We start from the raw sequence: 24,787 nt of genomic DNA on the forward strand, positions 1-24,787 counted from the left end.
CCCACGACGGCGGCCGGTCGCCTTGCGCGGCCCGGTACCGGCACCGGCCCCGCCTCAGGCCGGCTTGGTGGCCTTGCCATCCAGCCAGAGGGTGTCCGATGCATCGCTGTGGCTGCCCGTGGTCCCCACGTGCTTCGCATCGATCTGCGGACCCTTCTTCATGACGTGGACCAGGGCCATGCCGTGGCCCCGGCCCAGCCCGTAGTCGGCCTTGAGCCACTCGAGGATTTCGCCCGCCTTCACCGAATCGTCGTCAGATCCCCTGCTCCGCGCGATCTCCAGCAGCTGCCGCGGCGTGAGACCGGTCTTGACCTCGATGGTGTCGAGGTAGGCCTGGAAGGACATGGGGGCTCCTGAGGGGTTCGTGCGTTGGGTGGCGGCTCCCATTGTCTGTGGGGGACCGGGGAGAGCACCAGGCCTCCGGCCTGCAGAGGGGAAAGGCCTGCAGGCCGGAGGTCTTTGGTGTCCCGGGCGGATCACAGTCCGGTCTGGCTCACTCCATACTCGGCCTGCTCAGGGGTGAATCCCTCGAAGATGAGCTGGTCGACCAGCCCGGAGCGGGAGAACGAGGTGAAGTCGAGGTAGTTGGCGGCCGACTTGGAGGCCTGCTCGTTCCAGTCGACCTCCACCCGGTCCACCGCCCAGGTGGCGTCCTCGGTGGAGTACTCCTCGAACTCCAGCTGGCCGATCAGCCCGGTGCGGGAGAACGCCGTGAAGTCCAGGTAGTTCTGCGCGGACCGCAGGGCGTTCTGCTGGCTCAGGGTGCCGCGCTCGGCCTCCTCCTGGGCAGCCTCCTCCGCAGCACGGGCCTCTTCCGCGGCCCGGGCCTCAGCCTCTGCCTTCGCCTCCTCGGATGCCTGGGCTTCGGCTTCCGCCTGGGCCTCGGCTTCCCTCGAGGCCTCAGCCTCGGCGGACTCTTCGGCGGCCTGAGCGGCAGCGGACTCGGCGTCCTCGGTGGCCTCGGTTAGCACGGCGCCGGCGCTCTCGGACGCGGACGCGGAGGGCGTGGCCGACGAGGCGGCCGGCTGTGCGGCCTCCGGGTCCTGCTCGCCCCCGCCACCGGCGATGCCGATGGCGATGAACAGGGCGAGGAGACCACCGGGGATGATGAAGCGCTTCTTCTTGAACCACGGGCGGGACGCCTTCGTGGGCTGGCCGTCCGGGGACGGTGCGCCGCTGAAGAGCTGGTCCTGCTGGTACGGGGTGGGTGATGACGGGTGCCGGTTCATGGGGTGTCCTTCATGAGGATCGCGGGGAAGCGATAGACGGTGAACGACCCTGGGCGGCTGCTCCGGGGCCGGCGGTCCAGTGATGCGACTGGAGCGATGACCGATGGGAATGCCCCACCGTGTGGCGGGACCGGTCATGGGTCGGACACTACGGATGGGGGCGGACGCGATAAGGAGTCGCTCACACAGTCTGGTTGGTTGGCTGCTTAATTCCAGAGTGGGACGTGATTAATTACTGCCGCAGATCGAGCGTCCATAAAGCCCGAAAAATCACCCATGGCGATCGATCCGGATTAATTACGGTGTCACGGGTTGCTAAACTTGGTTGCGTGTCGCTACACATTCCTGACTTCCCCTTCGACTCGCCCCTCACGGAAGCGGTCTTTGAGCTTGAGCGTCTCCGGGGTGACCTGGCCATGACGGACACGGATCCGGAACTACTCGGGCAGATCCATCAGGTGTTGCAGTTGCTCACCAGCATGACGAGCGCTCGCATCGAGGGGAACCGCACCACCGTCCTGGACGTCGTGACGGAAAAGGAGCAGTCGGACGGATTCCGGCATTCGGATGCGGTGCAGGAGATCGTCAACCTGGAGAAGGCCTCCGAGTTCATCGATGCGCACGTCCGGCCGGGGACGCCGATCTCGCAGGTGTTCATCCGCGAGTTGCACCGGATCGCGGTTGAGGGGCTGGATGCCGAAGGTGACCGCACGCCGGGTTCGTACCGTACCCGCCCGGTGGCCATCTCCGGTGCTCGGCACGTCCCGCCCGGTCCGGACCTGATCCCCTCCCTGATGGGCGAGCTCGCTGACTTCATCAATGCGGGCCGACCGGGCAGCCTGGACCTCGTGGCGACGGCCGTCTCGCATCACCGATTCCTCTGGATCCACCCCTTCGGCAACGGCAACGGCCGAGTGGCGCGATTGCTGACGTACGCCGTGCTGGTGCAACAAGGATTCACGCAGATCACCAGCTTCCGGGCCCTCAACCCCACCGCAGTCTTCGGTGCCGACCGTGAGCGCTACTACGAGCGCCTGGCGGATGCGGACACCTACCGGGACAGCGGCTTGGTGCGCTGGTGCGAATATGTGTTGCTCGGTCTCCGTGATGACCTGGAGCGCGTGAAGTCCCTGGGGGAGGCGAGCTTCGTCCGCGCCCGGGTGCTGATTCCGGCGATCGACAGACTTCTACGGTCCTCCCAGGTGACGGCCTCTGAGGCGGCAGCCCTGCGTACCGTAGTTGACCGCGGGATCATCAAGGCCAATGACCTCGCCGGAGTGTTCCCCGGGTCCTCATCGACTCGAAGCCAGCAGATCCGAGGGCTCGTGGACAGACATCTGCTGGCCCGGCTCCCGGAGGCTCCGCGGTCCTACCGGCTGCAATTGGGCGCCGGGCCGCTGGTTCCCGCCGTGATCGGTCAACTGGAGGAGCTGGACTTCGTCCCCGCCATCATGCGCGGGGCGATCTGACGCTGTCCTCCGGCGGCTTGTCGGATACTTGCCTGCGCAGGCGGCTCTGCAAGTCAGGTCCTGGTTCTCGCTCCAGGTCAACGGATATGAGATCAGCGCGGGTGAGGGGAGGCCCCAAGCCGGGTCTTCAGGCCCTGCGGTCCACGGAGCGCCGCGAGGGCCAAGGAGGTATTGCTGAGGTCTAAGCGGACAAACCCTTGTTGGATTTGGTGCGGTTGCATTTCCAGCACAGTGTCTGCAGATTCTGAGGCGTGGACAGTCCGCCCTTTGAGACTGGAATGATGTGGTCCACTTCGAGAAGGAGATGGGCTCCTCCTTGGGTGATACCAAGCAGTACCGGCAGGAGTGGTTGTCGCGCTTCTTGTTGAAAGAGCCTTCTGTCTGTGGTGGCTCCCCCAAGAGTTGCTAAACCTCGTCAGTGATGTCGAACTCCCACGTCCAGCCGGTTCCATCCATGAACCACGGACGGTGCGCTATTTCACCCTTGGTGTCGCTGACTTCGATGATCACGCTACCCAGAGCCTTCTCGGCGGAGCCGATCTCGTACGGAATCTGGTCGCTCTCATCAAGGCACATTTGGGTCGCGTCTGGATCAATGGAGTTCATGGTCGTTCCATTGCTGTCGAACCCACGCCAGTCGTTGTGGAACATCAAGCTGGCCGGTGAGACTCCTGAATCCGCGAAGGCCTCACGCATCTCTTTGCTGGTCTCCACCTCGAGGTCGACTTGGAGATAGTGATTCCCTTCAGCTGGGGGGTCCGCGAACTCATACGTACAGGTTCCTGCATTTATGCCTGTCACCTTGAACTGGAAGATGTTCGGCGCATCAGGATCGTCTGGGTTCTGCATTGCTGCAACTTCACCCAACTCCTTGATGAGATCACCTCGGTCATTCTCGTTCCGCGTGGCTGAGGGCCTGGCGCTTACGGATGAAGTGGCATCATCGCCGGCAGGCTCGACGCTGAAAGAGGTCGGACCGGACTGAGGCTCCGCATTAGCACAGGAGGAGAGTAGAACGGTGGCGCTGGCCGCCAAAGACAGTGCGAGGGCGCGGCGAAGTCGACGCATGGGATACCCCTTTGAGACGAGTGGCGTTGGGAACTCCGGTGGAGACGCGTCAAGCTTAGGGAGGCAAGCGGACAGGATAAGGACGCGTCACGGAATGCGTCATAAAGAAGCGCACAGGCGGCAGGCAGTCGAACCACGCCATGTCAGGAGGTAGCCATCAGCCACAATGGATAGCATGACCATCTCCTCGGACACCGTTGTCCCGGCCGGCGCCGATCATCACCCCGTTACGTTTGCCGAATTGCTGGACAGGCTGGTGTATTCGGGGCTGAGCGAGCAGGAGCAGGGCAGGCGGTTCGAGCGGCTCGCCAAGCGCTTTCTTGAGGTGGAACCCAAGTACGCCGACCAGTTCTCAGACGTATGGCTGTGGAACGAATGGCCCGGCCGGAACGGGAAGGCGGATACCGGCGTCGACATCGTCGCGAAGGACCGCTATACCGGCGAACTGACGGGCATCCAGGCGAAGTTCTATCCGCCGGAGAAGAAGCTGCAGAAGGGGCAGATCGATTCCTTCTTCACCCAGTTGGGCAAGGTGGACTTTGCGCAGGGGATGGTGGTCAACACATCCATCGAGTGGTCTAAACATGCCGAGGGCGCCCTCCAAGACCAGTCCAAGCCGGTAACGACCCTCGGGATCAATGAGTTGACTGATTCGACGGTCGATTGGTCTAGGTTCTCTTTCGAGAACCCCGAGGAACTGATCCAGAGTCCGAAGAAGGAACCGCGCAAGTACCAGCGGGAAGCGATCGACGACGTAATCGAGGGGTTCCAGACCAACGACCGTGGCCGGCTGATCATGGCCTGCGGCACGGGTAAGACCTTCACCTCGCTGAAGCTGGTGGAGCAGATGGTGCCCTTGGGCGGCTCAGTACTATTCCTGGTCCCATCGATCGCCCTGCTGCAGCAGACCCTCAATGAGTGGACTGCCCAGGCGGAGACTCGGCTCCGGGCCTTCGCGGTGTGTTCGGATGCCTCGGTGGGCAAGAGCGTCAGCGAGGACATCTCTGCGGTGGAGATCGGTTTCCCGGCCACGACGGACCCGATGAAGCTGGCGAATCGTTCCAAGATCAGCTCAGGCCAGGACGCCATCACGGTGGTGTTCTCCACCTATCAGTCCATCGATGTCATCTCCCAGGCCCAGCAGTTGGGTCTGGCCGATTTTGATCTGGTCATCAGCGATGAGGCCCATCGCACCACGGGCATCACCGAGCCGGGCCAGGATGGGTCGGCCTTTACGGCGGTCCACGATCCGGCAAAGTTCAAGGCCACCAAGCGCCTCTACATGACTGCCACCCCACGCCTCTACGTCCAGGAGGCCAAAGCGAAAGCGGCCCAAGACGACGTCACGGTCTACTCCATGGACGACGAGGCCACGTATGGGCCCGAGTTCCACCGTCTTGGTTTCGGCAAAGCCGTGGAAATGGGTCACCTGACTGACTACAAGGTCCTGGTCCTGGCGGTGAACGAGGACGCGGTGTCTTCCTCGTTCCAGTCGCTGTTCGCCGAGGACTCCGGGCTGAAGCTGGATGACGCGGCCCGTATCGTCGGCTGCTGGAACGGGCTGTCCAAGCGCAGCATCAACGGGCAGAAGCTGGATATCCAAGACACCCGGCCGATGCGGCGGGCGGTGGCCTTCGCCCGCAATATCAAGGAATCCAAGCGGCTTGCCGAGCAGTTCGAATCCATTGGCCGCCAGCTACTCGCCAACCAGTCCGACCGTGAAAAGCCGGGCTTGATGATGGAGGCCGACCACGTGGACGGTACCCATTCCATGCTCGAGCGCACTAAGAAGCTGGATTGGCTGAAGGAACCCACGGACGGCAACACCGTGCGGATTCTTTCCAACGCCAAGTGCCTTTCCGAGGGCGTGGACGTCCCCACGCTGGACTCGGTGCTGTTCCTGAATCCCCGCAACTCACAGGTGGACGTGGTCCAATCCGTGGGCCGGGTGATGCGCAAGGCCGAGGGCAAGGAGTACGGCTACATCATCCTGCCGATCGCGGTGCCGGCCGACCAAGACCCCGAGACGGCGCTGAATGACAACGCCCGGTACAAGGTGGTCTGGGACGTGCTTCAGGCCCTGCGCGCCCACGATGACCGCTTCGAGGCCATGGTCAACAAGATAGACCTCGGTGGTACCACGGACCGCCTGGACGTCATCACCGTCAATGACCCCTTCAATGCTGACGACGGCGGCGCCCCCACCGAGGGCGACGACGCATCGCAGCGCGGCAGCGCCGAGGCGTTGTTCCATCTGGCCAACGCCGCGGACTGGAAGGATGCGATCTACGCGCGGATGGTCCGCAAGGTCGGGGACCGGCGGTACTGGGAGGACTGGGCCGCCGACGTCAAGGACATCGCCGACCGCCACATCAGCAGAATCCGCGGCATCCTTGACGGCGAGGATCCCCGACCCCGGGAGGAGTTCGCCGGGTTCCTAACCGGGCTGCAAGGGAACCTGAACGAGTCCATCACTGAGGCCGGGGCGATCGAGATGCTCTCCCAGCACCTAATCACCAAGCCCATCTTCGACTCCCTCTTCCAGGACTACGACTTCACCGCGCACAACCCGGTCTCCCAGGTCATGGAGTCCATGGTCGAGGTGCTGGAGTCCTACCACCTGGACTCCGAGGTCGACACCCTCGAGGATTTCTACCGGGGCGTGCGGATCCGCGCCGAGGGCATTACCAGCGCCGAGGGCAAGCAGAAGATCATCACCGAGCTCTACGAACGGTTCTTCAAGCTCGCCTTCCCTCGCACGGCCGAGTCCTTGGGCATCGTCTACACCCCTCTGGAGGTCGTGGACTTCATCATCCGCGCCGTGGATGACGTGCTGCTCAAGGACTTCGGCGTCGGGATCACTGACGAGGGCGTGCACGTGCTCGACCCCTTCACCGGGACCGGCACCTTCATTGTGCGGTTGCTGCAGTCCGGGCGCATCCGCCGCGAGGACCTGCTGCGCAAGTACACGCAGGAGCTGCACGCCAACGAGATCCTGTTGATGGCCTACTACATCGCTGCCCTGAACATCGAGGCCACCTTCCACGGCCTGCAACTTGAGCAGCAGAACCCCAATACCCCAGCGCGCGACGCGGGCCCGGTCGCCTCCCCGGACGGCGCTGCCGGCGCCGAGGTGGTCGGCTCGGCCGACGGGGTTGGCTACGTCCCTTTCGACGGCATCGTCCTCACGGACACCTTCCAGATGACCGAGGACGGGGACACCCTCGACGACCACGTCTTCACCTCGAACAACGAGCGCGTCGTCGCTCAGAACCAGCTCGACATCCGCGTCATCATCGGCAACCCGCCCTATTCAGTGGGCCAGACCTCGGGCAACGACAACAATGCCAACTTGAAGTACACGACACTGGACGAGTCCATCCGGTCCACCTACGACGCGCGTTCACAGGCAAGCCTGAAGAAATCGCTGTATGACTCATATATCCGAGCCATCCGCTGGGCCTCCAACCGCATCCTCACCTCGGAGCAGGGCGGGGTAGTCTGCTACGTCTCCAACGGCGGGTATATCGACTCGAATTCGGCTGATGGTCTCCGCCTCTCATTGGCCGATGAATTCCACGACATCTACGTCTACAACCTCCGCGGCAACCAACGCACCGCCGGGGAACAGAGCCGCAAGGAAGGCGGCAAGGTCTTCGACGCCGGCTCCCGGGCCACCGTGGCCATCCTCCTTCTCGTCAAGCGTCCGGGACCGGTCGAGCAGGGGCGACTGCACTACAAGGACATCGGCGACTACCTCAGCCGCGACGAGAAACTGCAGCTCGTCGATGAGGCCACTTTCACCACCCTCGACTGGCAGACCATCACCCCCAACGCCGAAGGCGACTGGATCAACCAACGCGATGCCAGTTACGAGCAGTACCCGTGGATTGCGGACAAGAGAGCAACCAAGGCGATTTTCGCTGTTCAATCCGGTGGCCTCAAGACGAACCGAGATGCGTGGGTTTACAATGCGTCCCGAGAGAGACTGACCAGTAACGTTCGGCATTTCGTCTCGACTTATGAGAAGGAACTCATTGACCATGGGCGGAGTGTGAATTCGGTACAGGAACTACGCAACACCGTGAGTCTCGATGCGACGATGATCAAATGGGACGGAAACCTCGAATACCGATTCCTCAAAGGTGTCGCAATCGACTGGATCCCAGAGTCTCTGCGGGTGGGAACCTATCGGGCTTTCAATAAGCAGAACGTCTACTTCAATCGTGCTCTGAACAACAGCGTCTACCGCCTCAACGAGCTCTTCCCGGACACCGATCACGGCAACGTCGGGTTCTACAACGTCGGAAGTGGATCTGCAGTGCCATTCAGCGTACTGATGACCGACGCTCAGCCAGACCTGCATGTCACCGGCGCGGGGAGCGGCGGCCAGTTTTTCGCTCGCTACTCCTACGTCGAAGCCCCAGCTCAGAGAACCGGCACCCAAGGCGACTTGTTCGTGGGGGAGGAAGGGCCGGCGTCGGGCTTCAAGCGGGTGGACAACATCACCGACTGGGCGCAGGGGGAGTACCGCGCGGCCTATGGGCCGCAGGTGAGCAAGGACGAGATCTTCTTCTACGTCTACGGGTTGCTGCACTCTCCCGAATACCGGAAACGGTATGCGGCGGATCTGAAGAAATCGCTCCCGCGCATTCCGCAGGTGCCCGGCCGGGACCGCTTCGAGGCCTTCTTCGACGCCGGCCGCAGGCTCTCCGAACTGCACATCGGCTACGAGGAGGTCGAGCCGTATCCGCTCACCGAGGTGGTCTCCCCGGTCGCGCCGGAGGACGAGTACGAGCGCTTCGCCGTGCAGAAGATGAAGTACGGCGGCAAGCCCGGGGCCTGGGACAAGTCCCGAATCCGATACAACGCCTATGTCGACCTGGAGGGCATCCCGGAGGAGGCACACCGGTACCTGCTCGGATCTCGCTCCGGGCTGGACTGGATCCTGGAGCGCTACCAAGTCAAGACGGACAAGGCCTCCGGGATCGTGAACGACCCCAACGACTGGTCACGCGAGCACGAGCAGCCGCGGTACATCGTCGACCTGATCGCGCGGATCGTGACGGTGTCCCTTGAGACGATGAGGATCGTGGATGATTTGCCCGATCTCAGCCTCTAGGTGCATCTGGTGGCCATTGAGCTTTCGGTGGATTAATAGGAGAACGTCGGCGTGGCAATAATGAGGCCCCCAGAACGCACAACAAGTTGGGAGTCAGTCTGTCCATGAATCAACCACTCTGGACTGATGTGTTAAGTACGTGGGCGTCGGTCGTTTCCGCCGTAGTCGCCATCGTTGCAGTGGTCGGCGTCTTCATGGTCAGGCGGCAGATCATGTTGCAACGGCGGCAGATGCACCATGACCTGGAGAATCTATACGTCGCCAGATACTGGGATGTGATGGATCGCCTGGCGGAGTCGCGGTCGGCTGACTCCTCCGCCAATAGAGCCAAACGGCGCCTTGCACTTGAGGCGTATCTGCGTCTGAGCGAGGACGAATGCGATCTCAGGGCTCATGACCGGATTACCGATGAGACGTGGTCATTCTGGAAGGACGGAATCCTCGCGAGCTTGGCAAAGTCCGAGATTTCAGATCTCCTGAGTGAATCGGAACCTACGGAGCTGACACATTTGAGGGAACTGCAACGTGACCCTGGCTACGAGCCTTCCCCCACCACGATAAAGAAGAGACAAAAACTTGGACTGCGTACATAGCGGTCGGTCCGAGAGGGGTGCCCCTGGAAGACCGTTGAGGATGTTGAGCTTGCCACCTTGGGATGGATCTACTGGCACAGTCACACTCATATGCACGGCCACCTGAATGACGCGTCCCAGTAGAGTTTTAGGAAGCAGTCACTCTGCAAACCTGACCGACCAGACCCGGGTCGGGATCCGATGGAATGACTCTCCATTAGACCCGTGGTTGCCTAGGATTTTGTATGCACAGTCTTCTCGTCTCCGTCGGGGCACCTGTCGACATCGGTGCCGTCGACCGTGATCGCTGCGGACCATGTGAACTCCTCACCAAGTCCTTCTAGATCCTTGAGTGGGTAGCGCGCGTTGATTTCTCCAGCTACGGCGATAGTTCCGTTGTCGAGGTTCTTTTGTGAAGATGATCCAAAGCTGAAGATGTAATTGGCAATCTCGACATCCCCTTGGAACTTCGTCCCGATCTGATATCCAGTGTCCCAGTCTGGACTCCGCGCGGTGACGGAGTAGAGCACTGTCCCTGTGGAGGGCAGGTCCTCGGGAACCTCGTAGGTAATGGACAGCAGATCCTCATCGCTGAGGAGCGTGACCGTTTCCAGGTCGGCCGCCCCATCGCCGTCACCCGCTGCATCCTCGCAAACGGATTCGACGATCTGCGACACCGATGGCGTCGAGGAATTGGGGGTCGTTTTTGGTGTCGGTGTCGGTCTGTCCTCCGTTGCCGAGACTGGCTCCGACGATGCGGTGTCCCCGACGGTCGAGCTAGTGGGCCCCGTTGAATCGCCTGCGGAACAGCCGACAAGTGCCAATGCCGCAACAGTTGCGATTCCCCCTATCCGCTTCATGCTCGGAGTCAAGCACATCTACTGACGGCCGCTGATCGGATTACTCCAATGCCCCTCATCCACCCTGGTTACTGCGTGAGGCGGCTTCACCGCTCCCAGAGCCGAGGACCGTGGCGCGTCAGACGGCATTTATCGGGGGTGGCGATGATCTAGAAACTCTCCTGCAGAGTGTAGGACTCCTAAGCATCCAGGGGCGGGGGGACTGGAGCTTGTTGTTGGGCGACGTACTCGGCCCGGACATCCCTCAACCGACGGCCGTCGGGTACGGCCCAGAAGTACCAGCCGTTCGTCGCGTGCTGGCGCAGGCTCTTGGCGGCAGCGGAGGGCGATGCGTACGTCTTGCCTTTCACCTTCAGTTCTCCGCGAGGAAGGACCGTGGCCGTGGCCCCGGTGAAGTCGCGATGGGTGGAATGCAGCACCTCGCCCACGGAAACCAGCCCTGCATCGATGAGTCGTCCGAGGTCGATGCCCTCGACCGACTTGGCTTGGGGATCCACCACTGTCCCCTGGTGCCCGTCGGGCGTGGGCCACACGTGGAGCAATGTAGCAATCAGTTCCTCGGTCCGGCGGTCGATGAGAATCTCGCCCCAATCGCTGCTCTCCGTGTCGCCGAGGATGCGGCCGGTCAGGGTTAGGGTGTTGTGCTTGAGCAGCGCCTGACGTTTGATCTCCCACGATGCATTGGAGACCTTGGAGTTCAGGGACTGCGTCAGCAGGGTGAGATTGCCCAAACGGTGCACCCGCGAAGCGCGGGCCTCCATTTCCTCAGGCGATGCCACCGGCCAGGACTCCTGCCATGCCTGGGGCAGCACGTGCTCGATGGGTAGCCGGCCCCGCTCCACCTGGGGCTGCTTGGTTTCCCAGCGGAAGTGGTTCTCGGCGGCCTCGAGGAACATGCGCATCCTTCCGCGGGGCAAACGTCGGTACATGGGTTCCGTCGCCAGCACCGCACGAACCTCCGCGTCTGCCGGCCAATAGGTGCTCGTGACGTTCAACCGGGTCAGGTGGGCCGTGACCCGGTCCACGAGCTCGGCGGTCGGGGTGTTCCTGATGCTACGGATGATCTCGGCGACGATGCGGCCTAGATCGGAGTTGGACAGGCGAAGGAGCTGTCGGCGGTAGAGCCAGCTCTCCGTACTGCGGATGATCTCTGCGGTGATGGCCGGCGGGATGTTCCGTGACGGATCGGTCAGGAACAGCAGGAGCGGTTTGAGCAGTTCGATGCCGCTGGCCTTCATGCGGTAGACCGCCATCTCCACTGCCGAGAGGTTCCCACCATTCCTGGCGGCTGCTTCGGTCCAGGCCTGGTACATGTCGGCTTGGCGCCGGATCCGGGGCAGCAAATCCTTCATGGGCACGTCCGCGTTGTTGTCGACGTACCTCTTGAATGCGCTGAAGGTGTTGTGCGGGCTGATCTCATCGCCCAGCCGGGAAATGAGCCACTGGTTCAAGAATAACGAGCTGCGCCCGACCGATTGGCGGCCTACGCTGACCGTGGTTTCCCAGAACCTGGTCTCGAAGGGCCAGTCTCGCTCGTACGCACCCCTGCTGTCCGCACCCTCGGCCTCGAGGCGTTGGAAGACGAAGTTGCGGACCAGGTCGGCCGCGGTCAGCGGGGTACCGCGCGCATTGAGCGTCTCGAAGATCTCCTGGGAATCCTCATCCGGGGTCAGGTCGATCGAGACCAGCTGAAGTCCGCCCTGAAGCACGTCGGTGAGATGATCGGCGCGTATCGGAAACGAGGAGTCCTCGCGCGACCCGAGCCATTCCCCGGCAACCCGCCGGAAGTACTGGTGCGCCCGGGCGAGCCGCGATCCGTGGTTGTCCAACTCCTCGTACGACAAGGACGGATCGGCATTCATGACCTCATCGAAGGCAGCCCGGTCTCTATTGAGATGCCTGACCTTCAGCGGGCTCTCACCCTCGGCAATGTAGTGGGACGGGTTGTGGGTCAACCCCTCCAACTGCCGGGCCGGGCTCTCCAGCCCGGCCTCGTGAAGCAGTGCGTGGGTTGCGTCCATGAGCAGTTGCAGGGTCGTGAGGCGCTGCTGGCCATCGACGACGTTCCACACCCCCATGTTGCCCGAGACCGGTTCGGCCGCCTGGAGCACCACGGCCCCCAGGAAATGAGACACAGGATTGAAGGGGGACTCCATGCGGGTCTCGACAGTGCGACGGATGTCCTGCCAGAGCGGAGCCCACTGCTCTTCTTCTTCCCAGACGTAAGGACGTTGGAACAACGGAATGGTGAAGTGCTGGGGGAGATTGAATAGCTCCAGTGGCGTGCGTTTTCTCGTCTCCATCTCTTGATTCTGGCACGACACATCACCTTGTCAGCGGACGCTTCTCGATCGGCTCGGTGTCGTCCGGCACGAAATCACCGCACCGTTCCTCCGTTCTTCCCGTCAGTTTTTCAGTTCGCACGGGTTGTTCACAGTGGTCGGCGACGGAGGGGCTTGCGAGCACACCGAACGGCGCGGGTGGCCGGCCGTGGAGCGGCGCCCGCTCGCTTAGGCTTCTGGCATGCAACTGAGCAGAGCATTAGAACAGCACATTGCGGTGTTCGGCGAGGCCGGGAGCGGTAAGACGGTGATGCTCTCCTCCTTCTACGGGGCGACGCAGGAGCCGCAGTACCTGCAGAAGAGCCTGTTCCACGTCGTGGCGGACGATCTCGGAGATGGCGCTCGGCTACATCGCAACTACCTCGGCATGAGGGACTCGGCGCGCGTTCCCGTGGTCACCCGCTTCGCCGCCACCTCCTACTCCTTCAAGATCAAGATGAAAGACGGCCCCAAGGCCAGGGCGACGAACACCAAACCCTTCGAGGCCCTGCGCCTGGTGTGGCATGACTACCCGGGGGATTGGTTCGAGGACGCTGTGAGCGGGCCGGAGGAAGCCCAGCGCAGAGTCGACGCGTTCCGATCCCTGCTGGGTTCCGATGTCGCCCTGTTGCTGGTGGATGGCCAGCGGTTGCTGGACAACGCCGGACAGGAGGAGCGGTACCTGAAGTCGCTGCTCGCCAACTTCCGAAACGGGCTGCTGTCGCTCAAGGACGACCTCCTAGCGGACGGCAAGCCCCTCGTGGATTTTCCGCGCATCTGGTTGATGGCACTATCGAAGGCCGATCTGCTGCCGGACTTCGATGTGTTCAAGTTCAGGGACCTGCTCATCGACAAGGCCGGCGATGACCTCATCGAACTGCGCACAGTGATCGCTGGATTCGTTGAAGCCAGCGACGCACTGTCGGTGGGGGAGGATTTCGTTCTGCTGTCCTCGGCGAAGTTCAGTGCGGACAAGATCGAGGTGACCAAGCGCGTCGGCCTGGAACTGGTCTTGCCGTTGGCCGCCATGCTCCCCTTCGAACGCCACGCCCGGTGGGCCCAGACGATGCAAGTCCCCAGGAAGGTGGCCGAGAACCTGCTGGACGGCACCGGAGCCCTGGCCGCCGTGTTGCTCCACACCAAGGTCAAGCTGCCCGGCCCCCTAGGTCGGCTGGTGAATCTTGTCGCTCCCAACGTCGTGCAGGCCGCGGTCGAGTTGGTCGGGGACAAGCTCAAGGAGACCAACGCCGAGGCCCTGGCCAGGCACGACCACCTGACCGCCACATTAACGGGCTTTCGGATGGACCTGGACAAGGGCGAGGAGCAGCAGATCCTGCTCAGGAGCCAAAGATGAGCCTCATCTGGGCCACCCGCGGACGGACCTGGGGCATCCGGTTCCTCCTGGATGGGGGATTCGACGATCCGCTCCCGGAATACGACACCGTCTTCTCGGACGTCGGCGACGAACCGGCAACCTGCCACCGCGTCGGCCGGAAGGTGGCGTTGAGATTCCCCGACCCCCTGGGGCGCATCGACAGGTCCGGCAGGGTCATCATCCACGAGTTTGTGGTGTCCGGGCCTACGGCCGACGGGATCCACACTGTCGACGACGGCCTTCGGTTGGTTTGGAACCAACCCCAGATCGCAGACGAATACGCCCGGGTCTGGGACCAGCCCACGCCCGTCTCGGCCAGCGGATGACTTCTGTCGCCGAAGTCTCAAGAAGTGCATTTGCCGCGCCCCAGGCTTCGCCCTCGATTAGGAATCGATCGCTGGGCATCGGATCAGCGTGTGCGAGGAACTCGCGCACCTAGCCTGATGTCAACGCGATTCGCAGCGCAGCAGATCGACGTCCTTATCGTGTCCCTCGACGTCACTACGCTTGCGGTCATGAGCATCTGCACAGCCCCGGTCCAGGGGCATCGAACATCCAGCGGAGCAGCGGCGTGCCCTGCATGCAGCGACCGCGGCTATGGTTTCTATACGCCGCCTCGGTCAACCTATTCGCCGCCCCCTTACACATCAATCTCGAGCAGTGGGGGTGCCACGAGTGGTCGGAGTGGGGCTAGAAGCGGCACTCGTCCGAGCTGGTCGCCCAGCAGCTCGACCGTAAGCTACACGCCTGCTCAGGTGAGGGCGCTGACGCCCGTCCGTCGTGAGGTCGAGGTACGCGCCCGACAGGTGCCGGACCTTCGTGACGTCTTCCTCTGTCACGCCTGGGACGACCGCCGAGGCATCGCTACAGAGCTGTGCGACCTGCTCGAATCAAAGGGGGTGTCGGTTTGGTTCAGCGAGAAGGACATTGTGTTCGGCACGCCTTTCCTCCGTGAGATCGACAGGGGGTTGGCGAAGTCGCGTACCGGTCTCGTTCTCGTCACCCCAGCGTTGCTGAAGCGCATCGATGGCCGCGGAATCTCCGACAAGGAACTTTCGGAGCTCCTGTCTCGCGATCAGCTGACCCCAGTCGTGCACGAGACGACTTACGAGGAACTCCGAAGCGTTAGCCCTTTGCTTGCTTCGCGGCACGGGTTCGACACGGCAGAGGACTCAATGGAAGACATTGCCACGAAGATCGCCGAGCTGGTCACCGTGGAGGATATGTAGGACGATGCCGCGTTGACATCGCTTACACTACTTTCTTGAGGCGTGATTCGGCGCCACATAACGCAGGAAATCTGGGTGTGACGGGCTCCTGCATCCAGCAGCGGTCACAACTGTTGGTAGCTCTGGCCGCGGCGCTCCACGGCCAGAGCTACGGGGAAACCCTGCACCGCCAAGATCGTCCGTCCATTAACGGGCTTGTCGACTCGTGCTGTGACGCTTGCAGCCCCCGGCGACTTCGTAGCTGATCTCGGCGAGGTCGCTGGGTTGTGCCATCTGACGGGCGAAGGCCTCGACATCTATCCATCTACCGACGCGGCGACGTTGGCGGCACCACCACACTTTCCCAAGGCCCCTGCGGCCTCCAGTGCTCCAAGCTGCAGACGCCGTCATGAGCCCACGCTCCAGAGAGCAGCATAGAATGGTGTTTGAAGTCCCCGGAACCGCCTCACTTGCCTTGAGCAATGATGCGGCCGGTTTCTTGCATGTTCATGAGTTGAGGCCAGCGGAGGAAACTTCCAACAACCGCTCATGCTCCACTTTGATAACTTCCCTGGCCAGCACCGCCTCAGACACGTCCACCGCCTCCGGCGCGGCCTCGGCCACATCGGACTCCCGGGCGAACCGTTCGAACAACTCCGCTTTGACCGCCAGCATCTCGGTCAGCCGTTGGTCCACGCCGTCCTCGCTGAGCAACCGGTGCACCTGGACGGTCTCCAGCTGCCCCATCCGCCGGGCCCGGGCGATGGCCTGCCACTCCACGGCCGGGTTCAGCTGCGGCTCGCAGAGCACCACCACCGAGGCGGCCTGGATGTTCAGCCCGACCCCGCCCGCGGTGACCTGCGCCACCAATGCGGCCCCACCCGGGGCGGCAGAGAACTCGTCCACCATGAATTGCCGCTGCGCAGCCGGCACAGAGCCGGTCAGCGGCCCGAACACTGGCCCGTCCAGGGCGGTCGCTACGGCATCCAGCACGTCCCGGAAGAAGGAGAACACGATCACCCGCCGCCCGTTCTCCTCGGCCTCGGTCACGATCTCCACGAGCCGCTGCATCTTCTCGGACGCACCCCCAGATGCAAACCCGGCGGTCCGCATAGCCATGAAGTTCCCCTCGGCTACGGCGGTCCGGTAGGCCCGCGCATCCGCCGCGTTCATCGGCAGCAGTTCCTCGACCTCCACCAGCTCCGGCAGCTCGGTGAGCACGTCCTCCTGGTTGCGACGCAGATAGGCAGGGGCCACCTGCTGACGGAACCGCGCCGGCGCCAGGGCGTGTGAGTCCAGCACCAGATCCGGACGGAGATAGCCAATGAGCACCCGGAACTCCTCGAGCCGATTCATCAGCGGAGTGCCGGTCAGTAGGATGGCCCGTTCGGTTCGGCCGATGACCTCCGCCACCGCCTGGGACCGCAGCGCCTCCGGATTCTTGATGTACTGCGCCTCGTCCACTACCAGGCACCCCAGCGGCACCGGCTCTGTACCCTCATCGCCGAAGGCCGCACGGCGCAGTGTCGCGAAGGTGGTCACCGCGATCCCGCCGGTGCGCCGCCAGGCGCTGGCCGCGGCCTCCCGATTCGGGCCGTGCAGCCGATGCGAGGTCAAGGTGGTCATCTTCTCGATCTCGCGCATCCAGTTCGTCACCACGGCCGCCGGGCACACCACCAGGAAGTGCACCGGCCTCTTCGCCTCGCCGGTCGCGGCCAGATGCGTCAGCACGGCCAGCGCCTCCACGGTCTTGCCCAGGCCCATCTCGTCGCCGATGACCACCTTGCCCTGCACCAGTGCGAACTTCGCCCCGAAGCTCTGGTACCCGCGCAGTGACGCAGTCAGGTGCGTGGTGTCCAGGCGGAAGGCCCGCACCGCCTCCACGATCTCCGCCGGCAGGTCGCCCTGCGTCTTCTCCGGGTCCTCCGTGGTGAATCCGAGCTCGGCGAACAGGGCGTAGTAGTCGCCAGGTCTCGCGAGAAAGTCGTCCCAGACCTCGTGCCCGGAACCATCGGCACCTGGGTGCGGGCCGGCGTCGGGCCCGGTGTGCTTTTCGGTGGGCACCGTTCTGGCCAGTTGGAGCACGGCGGCCACCGCCTCCCGGAATTGCGCGGCGGTCCGCGCCCGCGGCGCCAGCAGCACGGGATGTCCCGGTGCCTGCGCGTGGGCCAGCGGGGCGAGGGCCTCGGCCAGCGCGACCCCGGCCGTGGCCCGACGCAGCGGCAGTAATTGCTCCCAGGCTTTGGTCCGGCGCAGCAGTTCGGTGGCAGCCTCGGTGCGGTCGGCGGGGTCCAGCCGCAGGCCCGTGCCGTCCACGGCGAGGTCCCACAGCGTGCGGGCGGCGCCGCGCAGGCGGGTGGCGGTGGTCTTGCCGACGCCGTCCAGGGCCTCGAGCTCGGCGCCGCGGTCCCAGACCTGCAGCACCGTGGTGATGCCCGCCTCGAGCAGCGGGCCGATGGGCAGCCGGTCGGCGGTGGCGTCCTTGAGCCGCTCCACGTCCATGGTGTCCAGCAGGGCGCGTGCCTCGCCGTCCCGGATCACGACGCCGGCCCGGTGGGCTGCCGCGCGGCGCTCGGCTTCGCGGCGCAGCGCTTCCTCGAGGGGCGCGATGGCCTGGGGGAGCAGGGCGATGTCCTCGGCCGGAATCAGCTCAGGGGCGATCCCGAGTTCGGGTAGGCGGCGGAGCAGGCCGATGCTCGGATGGAGGGCGTCCTCGGTGGGGATGGACGCGGTGATGGTGGGGTGCTGTTCGAGCCGGTCCAGCAGCTGCGGCAGGCCCTGGGTGTGCGCCCAGAGGCGGTAGTGGTTCAGTTGTTGGGCGGCCTGCTCGGCCTGTTGGCGGGCCTCGCCCAGGGTGATGAAGCGCCGTAGTCCGAGGAGCTTCTGTGCCCGGTTCATCTCGCACTCACGGCCACCGGCCAGGGTGGCCAGCGCCTCCTCCTCGTGCGCCGCGATGGGCGGGAGGGATCGTTGGCGAGCAAGGGCAGCGAGGTGTGTGCCGTCGTCGGGCCGCAGGGGGAGGGCGCGCCAGTCTTCGGTGGGTTGGTGCTGGGGCTCTTGAGGATGGAGATCGAGGACGGCGGAACTGAGCCGACGGCTGGCCTCATTGCTGTCCATCATGATCTGGGTGCGTCGCCCGAGCAGGGCCGCGGCGCGCTGCATCCAGGAAGCCACCTCGTCGATGGTGCGCTGGAGGGTGGCGCGGTCGGTGCCCATCACTGAACAGACCTGTAGACGGTGTTCCGATTGCCCTGGCCACCGTGGCGGGTGACCAAGCCGGCCTCCGTCAGTAGCTTGAGGGCATAGCGGACTTGTTGGAGCGAGAGGTCGGTCCGTTCACTCAGAGCCTGAGCGTTGAGCTCGCTAGAGGACAGGGCGGCTATGAGGGCCGGCCCATGACGGGTGACGGCGGACCATCCTGCGTCTGACGCCGTGCGGATGCCGGTGGTTGGTATGTCCGGAGAGGCGATCTTGCGGGGTCCTTCTGCTTCGGGCATTGAGCCGTCTGAGTCGCTGAAGAGGTCGATCTGGGCGGGCCCCTTGAGGTGAGTTGACTCGTACGGCGAGATGCCATATCGAGTGCCGCCCCGCTCGCCGTGGGCCTCGGCGAGGCCGAGGCCTACCAGTCCCTGCAGAGCGCTTCGCACTTGGGTGGAGTCCACCGGCCCGAACTCCTGACGCACCTGCTGATTGGTCCATTGCTGTCCGTAGCGCATGGCGACGAGGAGCTGGCGTTGGAAATCGTCCAATTTGTCGTGGTGGGGGACGCCGGCCAGCCACTCGAGATCGCGCTCGTCAAACAACGAATGACGGGGGACCAGCGCGGTGAATCGAACGCCGTTGTCATAGAATCGCGGTTCGGCCATGCCGGCTTGCCGCAGTGCCCTGCGGACTTCACGTAGACCACCACCCTCCCCTTCGATGACGCGTACACCTTGAGGTGTCCTGACGTGCTGGGCGATCTCATACAGGAACTCGTTGACGGCGGACTTCTCATTGCCCAGTCCCAGTTGACCGGCGGTGAGTCCCCAGAGTCCCCCGGGGTTGGTGATCACCAGTTGGTCGGCGTCGATGGTGAGCTGGACGTCCTTGCCACTGGTGTGCTGGCTCAGATCCCGGTGCACCAGGGCATTACTCACCAGTTCCCGAACGGCCACGGCCGGAAGTTCGCTGACGTCCCGTCCGTGGCCATCCGGACTAAACCGAATGCTGGTCCGCACGTTGCGAAGGACCCAATCGACGGCATCATCGAGGATGACCGGCAGGGGTCCGTCGAACGACCTCCGGTCGACATTGCGGATCCCCGTTGATTCGTCGGTGGGCTTGAGGACGGCGGTCAGGGAGAGACTCGGCAGGAATTGCTGCGGGTAGGCGCCCAGGGCATAGAGGCCGGCCACCGTCAGCCGGGACCCGACTGGCTCGATGATCCTCTTGAAACGAAGGATGTCCTCGATCGAGGCGTCGGCCAGTCGCCGGGAGGAGGACCGGACGGCGTCCGTGAACCGGGCCTTGAGGTCCTGGTCCAGATCACTCTCGCTGGTGTCGTCAACGGCAATCCCGTCATGGCGTGGGCGTTCCCTGCGGGCCAGGATTTGCTGGACCTCGGCATCCGACAACGGGTAGTCCCCGTCGGCAAAGCGCAGGTAGGCGCGGCCTGTCGACCGGAGGACACAGGGGCGGAGGTGTGAGAGCAGTGGTTGAACGTTCGCGATGACAACGGTTTTGCCGTCAATGATGGCGCGGCCGAACTCGACGTTCACTTCTGGCCGGACAGCCTGCCGCGCCTGTGAGGCAACCTTCTGTTGCAGGATGGCTGGATCCTCTGCGCCCGCAGCGGCGAAGTCTGGTTCGGCGAGGCCGAAGAGAATGGTGCCGCCTTCAGGCATGTTGGCAAAGGCGCAGAGGGTCTCCTTGACATCGGGGACGCCTCCGGATGCGCGCTTGACCTCTACATCCCACAGATCGTTTCCGTCCTGACGGAGGAGTTCGAGGACCTCGGCGAGCTGTAACTCATCCTGAATCATGAGTTCAGTCTAGAAGTGAGGCGCCAGACATTCAATGTCTAATAGTCATGGTTCGAAGTGAACACGAGTTCGCCATCAGCAGTGTGCAAGTGTGGTTCATGGTGAAGACGACACACTTTCATGCATTCGTTCAGGAGGATCACGGGTGAGCGAACAATCCGAGAAGACCGCCGGCTGGCTGGACTGGGTGAAGGATCGCGGGGAACCCGCCTTCGCTCTCCCGGAGGGGGCCGTGGACGCCCATTGCCATGTCTTCGGCCCGGCCGCGGAGTTCCCGTTCTCACCGACGCGGACGTACACGCCCTGCGATGCGGGCAAGGCCGACCTGCGGGACCTGAGAGAGCACCTGGGCGTCTCTCGGAACGTCATCGTCCAGGCAACCTGCCACGGGCGGGACAACGCCGCGCTGCTGGACGCCCTGGACGACTTCGGGGACACCGCGCGCGGTGTGGTCTCCGTCAGTGCCGACGCGACGCTCGAAGAGCTGACCAGCATGCATGAACGCGGTGTGCGCGGGGTGCGCTTCAACTTCGTCAAGCGACTGGTACAGAGCCAGCCGTTCGAGGAGCTCGCACTGGTGGCAGACAAGATCCGCGACGTCGGCTGGCACCTCGTCCTGTACTTCGAGCCCGAGGATCTCCCCGGACTCGAGGACAGGTTCGCCGGCCTCGGGGTCCCGCTCGTCATCGACCACATGGGCCGGCCGGACGTGCGGAAGGGGGCGGACTCGGAGGAGTTCTCCTCCTTCCTCCGCTTCGTTGAGCGGACCGACGCCTGGGTCAAGGTCAGCTGTCCCGAACGGCTCACGGAAGCCGGCCCCTACGCGGTGGAAGGGCAGCGTGAGGTCTACGCCGACGTCGTCCCCTTCGCCCGCCGGGTGATGGAGGAATTTCCCGAGCGGACCCTGTGGGGCACGGACTGGCCGCACCCGAACCTGCGCTCGCACATGCCGGATGACGCGCTGCTGCTGGGATACATCCCGCAGATCGCCCCGACTGCGGCGGAACAGCAAGCGCTGCTGGTGACCAACCCGATGTCCCTGTACTGGCCCTAGAGATTCGACCGCGCTGGCGAGACACGAGAAGCTGCGGCGCGATGAAAACTGCAGCACCACGAAAACAGGCCGGGGCATTCGCTGACAACAGTCAACGAACGCCCCGGCCTCATCGTCACGCGCACGCTGGTGGGTGGTTACTCCGGCGAGTTTCGACGCGCGGCGTGATCGTAACTCACGTCCTCAGTGGCTCACGCTCTCAGCCATTCATACCCTCAACCACTCAGGCCGCCAGCGCCTCCGGCACGTGGGCGGCCCGCACCGGGTGCACCACCAGCTGCCCGTCGGCCACGGTCACCCGCACCGCATCACCGTCCTTCACCGCCTCGGAGACCAGCAGGTCGGCCACCCGGTCATCGAGTTCGCGCTGGATGACCCGGCGCAGCGGGCGGGCGCCGTAGGCCGGTTCGTAGCCGGCCTCGGCGATCCAGTCCCGGGCCGCGTCATCCACCTCGAGGATGATGCCCTGGGCGGCGAGCCGCTGCTCGGAATCGCTCAACTGCAGGCCGACGATCTGACGCAGTTCCGCAGCGGACAGCGGCGAGAACAGCACGGTGTCGTCGATCCGGTTGAGGAACTCCGGCCGCATGAACTCCTTGACCCGTCCCATCACCTTCTGACGGAGGTCCCGCTGCGCGGCCTCGGCATCCGCCGAGACGAAGCCCAGCGGGGCGCCGCCGGAGGACATGAACTCAGAGCCGAGGTTCGAGGTCATGATCAGCACCGTGTTCCGGAAGTCCACGGTGCGGCCCTGGCCGTCGGTGAGGCGGCCGTCGTCGAGCACCTGCAGCAGCAGGTTGAACACGTCCGGGTGGGCCTTCTCGATCTCGTCCAGCAGGATCACCGAGTATGGGCGGCGGCGCACCCGCTCGGTCAGCTGCCCGGCCTCGTCATAGCCCACGTAGCCCGGAGGGGCACCGACCAGGCGGGAGACCGTGTGACGCTCGCCGAACTCGGACATGTCGAACCGGACCATCGCGTCCTCGTCGTCGAACAGCGACCCCGCCAGTGCCTTGGCCAACTCGGTCTTGCCGACGCCGGTGGGGCCCAGGAACAGGAAGCTGCCGACCGGGCGGGACGGATCGGCCATCCCGGTCCGGGAGCGGCGAATGGATTTCGCGATCGCGGCGACCGCATCGTCCTGGCCGACCACCCGGGCGTGGAGCTCGTCCTCCAGCCGCGCCAGGCGGGACTTCTCGGCCTCCGTCATCCGGGCGGCCGGGATGCCGGTGGCACGGGAGACCATCTCGGCGATCGCGTCCGCATCCACCACGGCCTCCGCGCGGGAAGCCGCGCCTTGCTCCTGCATGGCAGTGGCCTCGGCCAGCTGCTCGCTGATCCGGGCGACCTCGTCCCGCAGCTCGGTGGCACGCTCGTAGTCCTCCGCGTTGACCGCCGAGTTCTTCTCGGCCTCCAACTCGGCGAGCTGGAACCGCAGCGCGTCCGTGTCCACGGCCGGGCCGGCGTCGTGCTTCGGGCCGCGCTTCAGGGACAGCCGCGCCCCGGCCTGGTCGATGAGATCAATGGCCTTGTCCGGCAGGAACCGGTCGGTGATGTACCGGTCCGAGAGCACGACGGCGGCGCGCAGCGCCTCGTCCGTGTACGTCACCTGGTGGTGTTCCGCGTAGCGATCGGCCAGGCCGGTCAGGATCTGCACGGCGTCCTCCACGGAGGGCTCGCCGACGGTGACCGGCTGGAAGCGCCGCTCCAGGGCGGCGTCCTTCTCGATGGTGCGGTACTCCTTCAGCGTGGTGGCGCCGACCATGTGCAGGTCGCCGCGGGCCAGGCGGGGCTTGAGGATGTTGCCGGCGTCCATGCCGCCGGACTCCCCGGAGCCGCCGGTGCCGACGATGGTGTGCAGTTCGTCGATGAAGACGATGGTGCTGCTGTCCTCGGCGAGCTCGTCCATGGCGCCCGTGAGCCGTTCCTCGAAGTCACCGCGGTAACGGGTGCCCGCGACCATGCCGGCCAGGTCCAGGGCGATGACGCGGCGGTCCTGCAGTTGGGCGGGCACCTCGCCGTCGGCGATGGCCTGGGCCAGGCCCTCCACGATGGCGGTCTTGCCGACGCCGGCCTCACCGATCAGCACCGGGTTGTTCTTGGTGCGGCGGGCCAGCACCTCGATGGTCTGCTCGACCTCGTCGGTCCGCCCGATCACCGGATCCAGCCGGCCGGCCCTCGCCTCAGCGGTCAGGTCCCGGCCGAACTTCTCGAGGACGGAGCCCTCGGAATCCTGGCCCGACGGCTGCTGGCTGGCGTGGCCTTGTTGTTGCTGCTGCTGTTGCTGCTGAGCGGCGGATTGCAGGGACTGCGGGGTGACGCCCGACTGGTTAAGGAGCTGGCCGGCGGGGGAGTCATGGTTCAGCACGAACGCGAAGAACACGTGCTCCGGATCGATGTAGGTGGAACCGAACCCGCGGGCCACCTGGTAGCCGTCCAGCAGCACCTTCTGGGCCGAGGCGTTCAGGGACGCGGTGGAGCTCGCGTCCTTCGCCTCGCTCGGGGCCGGCAGGCGGTCGTCGATGGCGGCGATGAGGGCCTGCGGGTCGGCGCCGGACAGGCGCACAGCAGTGTTGGCCGGGTCCTCGCCCAGCATGGTGCGCAGGATGTGCAGCGCGTCGACGTCGGTCTGGCCGCGTTCGGCGGCGAAGGTTGCGGCGGCGGCCAGCACGTCATGGGTCCGCTTGCTCAGCAGGCGGGTGAGGTCGACGGGGCGTCCCGGCCGACCGGCCCGCTGACCCTGGAGGTAGCGGGTGACAAAGTCGTCAAAGGAGTCGCCGTTGGAACCGGCGGGGCCGAAGAATGCGGGCAAAGTGTCCTCCCAGGGGTGTGTTTCCAGCGATAGTTGAGTGTGTTCAACTCAAGTAACGACGATTGACGTCAGAATGTTCCCAAGATCAGGCTCGGGATTCAGCAAACATGAGCAGAGTTCGCTCAGGGTGTATTCCAGGGTGAACCTCCCGGGTACCAGAGGGGCTCGTTCTGCGGGGCAGAGAGGGGCAGCGGGGCCTGTGGTTCACAGAAGAGCTTTGATGCCGTACAGTTGCTTGCAGAAGTAGTTGTAGTAGATGCAGTAAGTCCGTCACCACTGCGGACCGGACGGCCTTCGGGTCGGATGGGGCGCTGGGGAAGCGGTATGTACACACCGCTTCGCCCCCCGCTGGAAAAACTGGCGGGTATAGCACCCTAAAGAAAAGAGGCCACCATGGCCACCGGTACAGTCAAGTGGTTCAACGCTGAAAAGGGCTTTGGTTTCATTGCCCCGGACGACAACTCCGCTGACATCTTCGTGCACTTCTCCGCCATCGACGGCGGCGGCTTCCGCGAACTTCAGGAGAACCAGAAGGTCGAGTTCGAGGCGACTCAGGGCGACAAGGGCATGCAGGCCTCGTCGGTCCGCCCCCTCTGATCTGATCAGACTCTAAAACGGCCGCTCATCCTTCGGGGTGGGCGGCCGTTTTTGCGTCCCCTCTCGTCGAGGGCAG

At 64.3% G+C, this 24,787-nt stretch carries 17 protein-coding genes; 8 read left to right on the top strand and 9 right to left on the bottom strand.

Going from position 1 to position 24,787, the window contains the following annotated elements:
* Positions 1–54: 54 nt before the first annotated feature.
* Positions 55–345, bottom strand: a complete 291-nt coding sequence (locus AB0333_RS09850) for a DUF4287 domain-containing protein (protein ID WP_366218515.1) — start codon at positions 343–345, stop codon at positions 55–57.
* A 131-nt stretch (positions 346–476) separates the two neighbouring features.
* Positions 477–1,229, bottom strand: coding sequence for an Ltp family lipoprotein (locus AB0333_RS09855; RefSeq protein ID WP_366218516.1), 753 nt, complete (start codon positions 1,227–1,229; stop codon positions 477–479).
* 329 nt (positions 1,230–1,558) lie between these two features.
* On the opposite strand from AB0333_RS09855, the gene AB0333_RS09860 reads away from it, so the two are divergent.
* Positions 1,559–2,698, top strand: a complete 1,140-nt coding sequence (locus AB0333_RS09860) for a Fic family protein (protein WP_366218517.1) — start codon at positions 1,559–1,561, stop codon at positions 2,696–2,698.
* Positions 2,699–2,879: 181 nt separating this feature from the next.
* On the opposite strand, the gene AB0333_RS09865 is transcribed toward AB0333_RS09860, so the two are convergent.
* Both AB0333_RS09865 and AB0333_RS09870 read right to left on the bottom strand, forming a co-directional pair.
* Positions 2,880–2,990, bottom strand: a complete 111-nt coding sequence (locus AB0333_RS09865) for an HNH endonuclease signature motif containing protein (RefSeq protein ID WP_366218518.1) — start codon at positions 2,988–2,990, stop codon at positions 2,880–2,882.
* Between the two features lie 113 nt (positions 2,991–3,103).
* The gene (locus AB0333_RS09870; protein ID WP_366218519.1) at positions 3,104–3,547 is read right to left on the bottom strand and encodes a hypothetical protein; all 444 of its coding nucleotides are present in this window, start codon (positions 3,545–3,547) and stop codon (positions 3,104–3,106) included.
* Between the two features lie 394 nt (positions 3,548–3,941).
* Here AB0333_RS09870 and AB0333_RS09875 point away from each other — a divergent pair, with 394 nt between their 5' ends.
* Positions 3,942–8,888 carry a type ISP restriction/modification enzyme gene (locus AB0333_RS09875; RefSeq protein ID WP_366218520.1) on the top strand — a complete coding sequence of 1,649 codons (4,947 nt, stop codon included), beginning with the start codon at positions 3,942–3,944 and terminating at the stop codon, positions 8,886–8,888.
* Between the two features lie 104 nt (positions 8,889–8,992).
* Positions 8,993–9,481: a hypothetical protein gene (locus AB0333_RS09880; protein WP_366218521.1), complete on the top strand. Its 489-nt coding sequence runs from the start codon at positions 8,993–8,995 to the stop codon at positions 9,479–9,481.
* Between the two features lie 212 nt (positions 9,482–9,693).
* Here AB0333_RS09880 and AB0333_RS09885 read toward each other — a convergent pair whose 3' ends face one another.
* Positions 9,694–10,137: a hypothetical protein gene (locus AB0333_RS09885; RefSeq protein WP_366218522.1), complete on the bottom strand. Its 444-nt coding sequence runs from the start codon at positions 10,135–10,137 to the stop codon at positions 9,694–9,696.
* Between the two features lie 362 nt (positions 10,138–10,499).
* Complete coding sequence (locus tag AB0333_RS09890) at positions 10,500–12,623, bottom strand: DUF262 domain-containing protein (RefSeq protein WP_366218523.1); 2,124 nt, start codon at positions 12,621–12,623, stop codon at positions 10,500–10,502.
* Between the two features lie 220 nt (positions 12,624–12,843).
* Between AB0333_RS09890 and AB0333_RS09895 the strand changes: the two genes are divergently transcribed.
* The 3 genes from AB0333_RS09895 (at position 12,844) to AB0333_RS09905 (ending at position 15,245) form a co-directional block, all read left to right on the top strand.
* A complete protein-coding gene (locus AB0333_RS09895; protein ID WP_366218524.1) occupies positions 12,844–13,995 on the top strand; it encodes an ATP/GTP-binding protein in 1,152 nt (383 codons plus the stop codon).
* On the top strand, positions 13,992–14,342 hold the full coding sequence (locus tag AB0333_RS09900; RefSeq protein WP_366218525.1) for a hypothetical protein: 351 nt from the start codon (positions 13,992–13,994) through the stop codon (positions 14,340–14,342). Before AB0333_RS09895 ends, AB0333_RS09900 begins: the two co-directional genes overlap by 4 nt.
* Before the next feature lie 429 nt (positions 14,343–14,771).
* Positions 14,772–15,245: a toll/interleukin-1 receptor domain-containing protein gene (locus tag AB0333_RS09905; protein ID WP_366218526.1), complete on the top strand. Its 474-nt coding sequence runs from the start codon at positions 14,772–14,774 to the stop codon at positions 15,243–15,245.
* 486 nt (positions 15,246–15,731) lie between these two features.
* Here the strand turns inward: AB0333_RS09905 and AB0333_RS09910 are convergent, their stop codons facing one another.
* A complete protein-coding gene (locus AB0333_RS09910; protein WP_366218527.1) occupies positions 15,732–18,440 on the bottom strand; it encodes a DEAD/DEAH box helicase in 2,709 nt (902 codons plus the stop codon).
* Entirely contained in the window at positions 18,440–20,248 is a 1,809-nt protein-coding gene (locus AB0333_RS09915) for an ATP-binding protein (protein ID WP_366218528.1), read from the bottom strand. The genes AB0333_RS09910 and AB0333_RS09915 overlap by 1 nt, the downstream gene beginning before the upstream one ends.
* 145 nt (positions 20,249–20,393) lie before the next feature.
* Between AB0333_RS09915 and AB0333_RS09920 the strand changes: the two genes are divergently transcribed.
* Positions 20,394–21,302: an amidohydrolase family protein gene (locus AB0333_RS09920; protein WP_366218529.1), complete on the top strand. Its 909-nt coding sequence runs from the start codon at positions 20,394–20,396 to the stop codon at positions 21,300–21,302.
* A gap of 223 nt (positions 21,303–21,525) precedes the next feature.
* On the opposite strand, the gene AB0333_RS09925 is transcribed toward AB0333_RS09920, so the two are convergent.
* Positions 21,526–24,114, bottom strand: coding sequence for an ATP-dependent Clp protease ATP-binding subunit (locus AB0333_RS09925; protein ID WP_366218530.1), 2,589 nt, complete (start codon positions 24,112–24,114; stop codon positions 21,526–21,528).
* 393 nt (positions 24,115–24,507) lie between these two features.
* On the opposite strand from AB0333_RS09925, the gene AB0333_RS09930 reads away from it, so the two are divergent.
* A complete protein-coding gene (locus tag AB0333_RS09930) occupies positions 24,508–24,711 on the top strand; it encodes a cold-shock protein (RefSeq protein WP_115932196.1) in 204 nt (67 codons plus the stop codon).
* Positions 24,712–24,787 lie beyond the last annotated feature (76 nt).

It is taken from the genome of Citricoccus sp. NPDC079358 (genome assembly GCF_040702545.1).
Classification (GTDB): domain Bacteria; phylum Actinomycetota; class Actinomycetes; order Actinomycetales; family Micrococcaceae; genus Citricoccus.

Bases quoted from the DNA above. Each gene is read 5' to 3' on its own strand.
- AB0333_RS09850 (WP_366218515.1), bottom strand. From the start codon at position 345: ATGTCCTTCCAGGCCTACCTCGACACCATCGAGGTCAAGACCGGTCTC.
- AB0333_RS09855 (WP_366218516.1), bottom strand. From the start codon at position 1,229: ATGAACCGGCACCCGTCATCACCCACCCCGTACCAGCAGGACCAGCTC.
- AB0333_RS09870 (WP_366218519.1), bottom strand. From the start codon at position 3,547: ATGCAGAACCCAGACGATCCTGATGCGCCGAACATCTTCCAGTTCAAG.
- AB0333_RS09875 (WP_366218520.1), top strand. From the start codon at position 3,942: ATGACCATCTCCTCGGACACCGTTGTCCCGGCCGGCGCCGATCATCAC.
- AB0333_RS09880 (WP_366218521.1), top strand. From the start codon at position 8,993: ATGAATCAACCACTCTGGACTGATGTGTTAAGTACGTGGGCGTCGGTC.
- AB0333_RS09890 (WP_366218523.1), bottom strand. From the start codon at position 12,623: ATGGAGACGAGAAAACGCACGCCACTGGAGCTATTCAATCTCCCCCAG.
- AB0333_RS09895 (WP_366218524.1), top strand. From the start codon at position 12,844: ATGCAACTGAGCAGAGCATTAGAACAGCACATTGCGGTGTTCGGCGAG.
- AB0333_RS09900 (WP_366218525.1), top strand. From the start codon at position 13,992: ATGAGCCTCATCTGGGCCACCCGCGGACGGACCTGGGGCATCCGGTTC.
- AB0333_RS09910 (WP_366218527.1), bottom strand. From the start codon at position 18,440: ATGGGCACCGACCGCGCCACCCTCCAGCGCACCATCGACGAGGTGGCT.
- AB0333_RS09915 (WP_366218528.1), bottom strand. From the start codon at position 20,248: ATGATTCAGGATGAGTTACAGCTCGCCGAGGTCCTCGAACTCCTCCGT.
- AB0333_RS09930 (WP_115932196.1), top strand. From the start codon at position 24,508: ATGGCCACCGGTACAGTCAAGTGGTTCAACGCTGAAAAGGGCTTTGGT.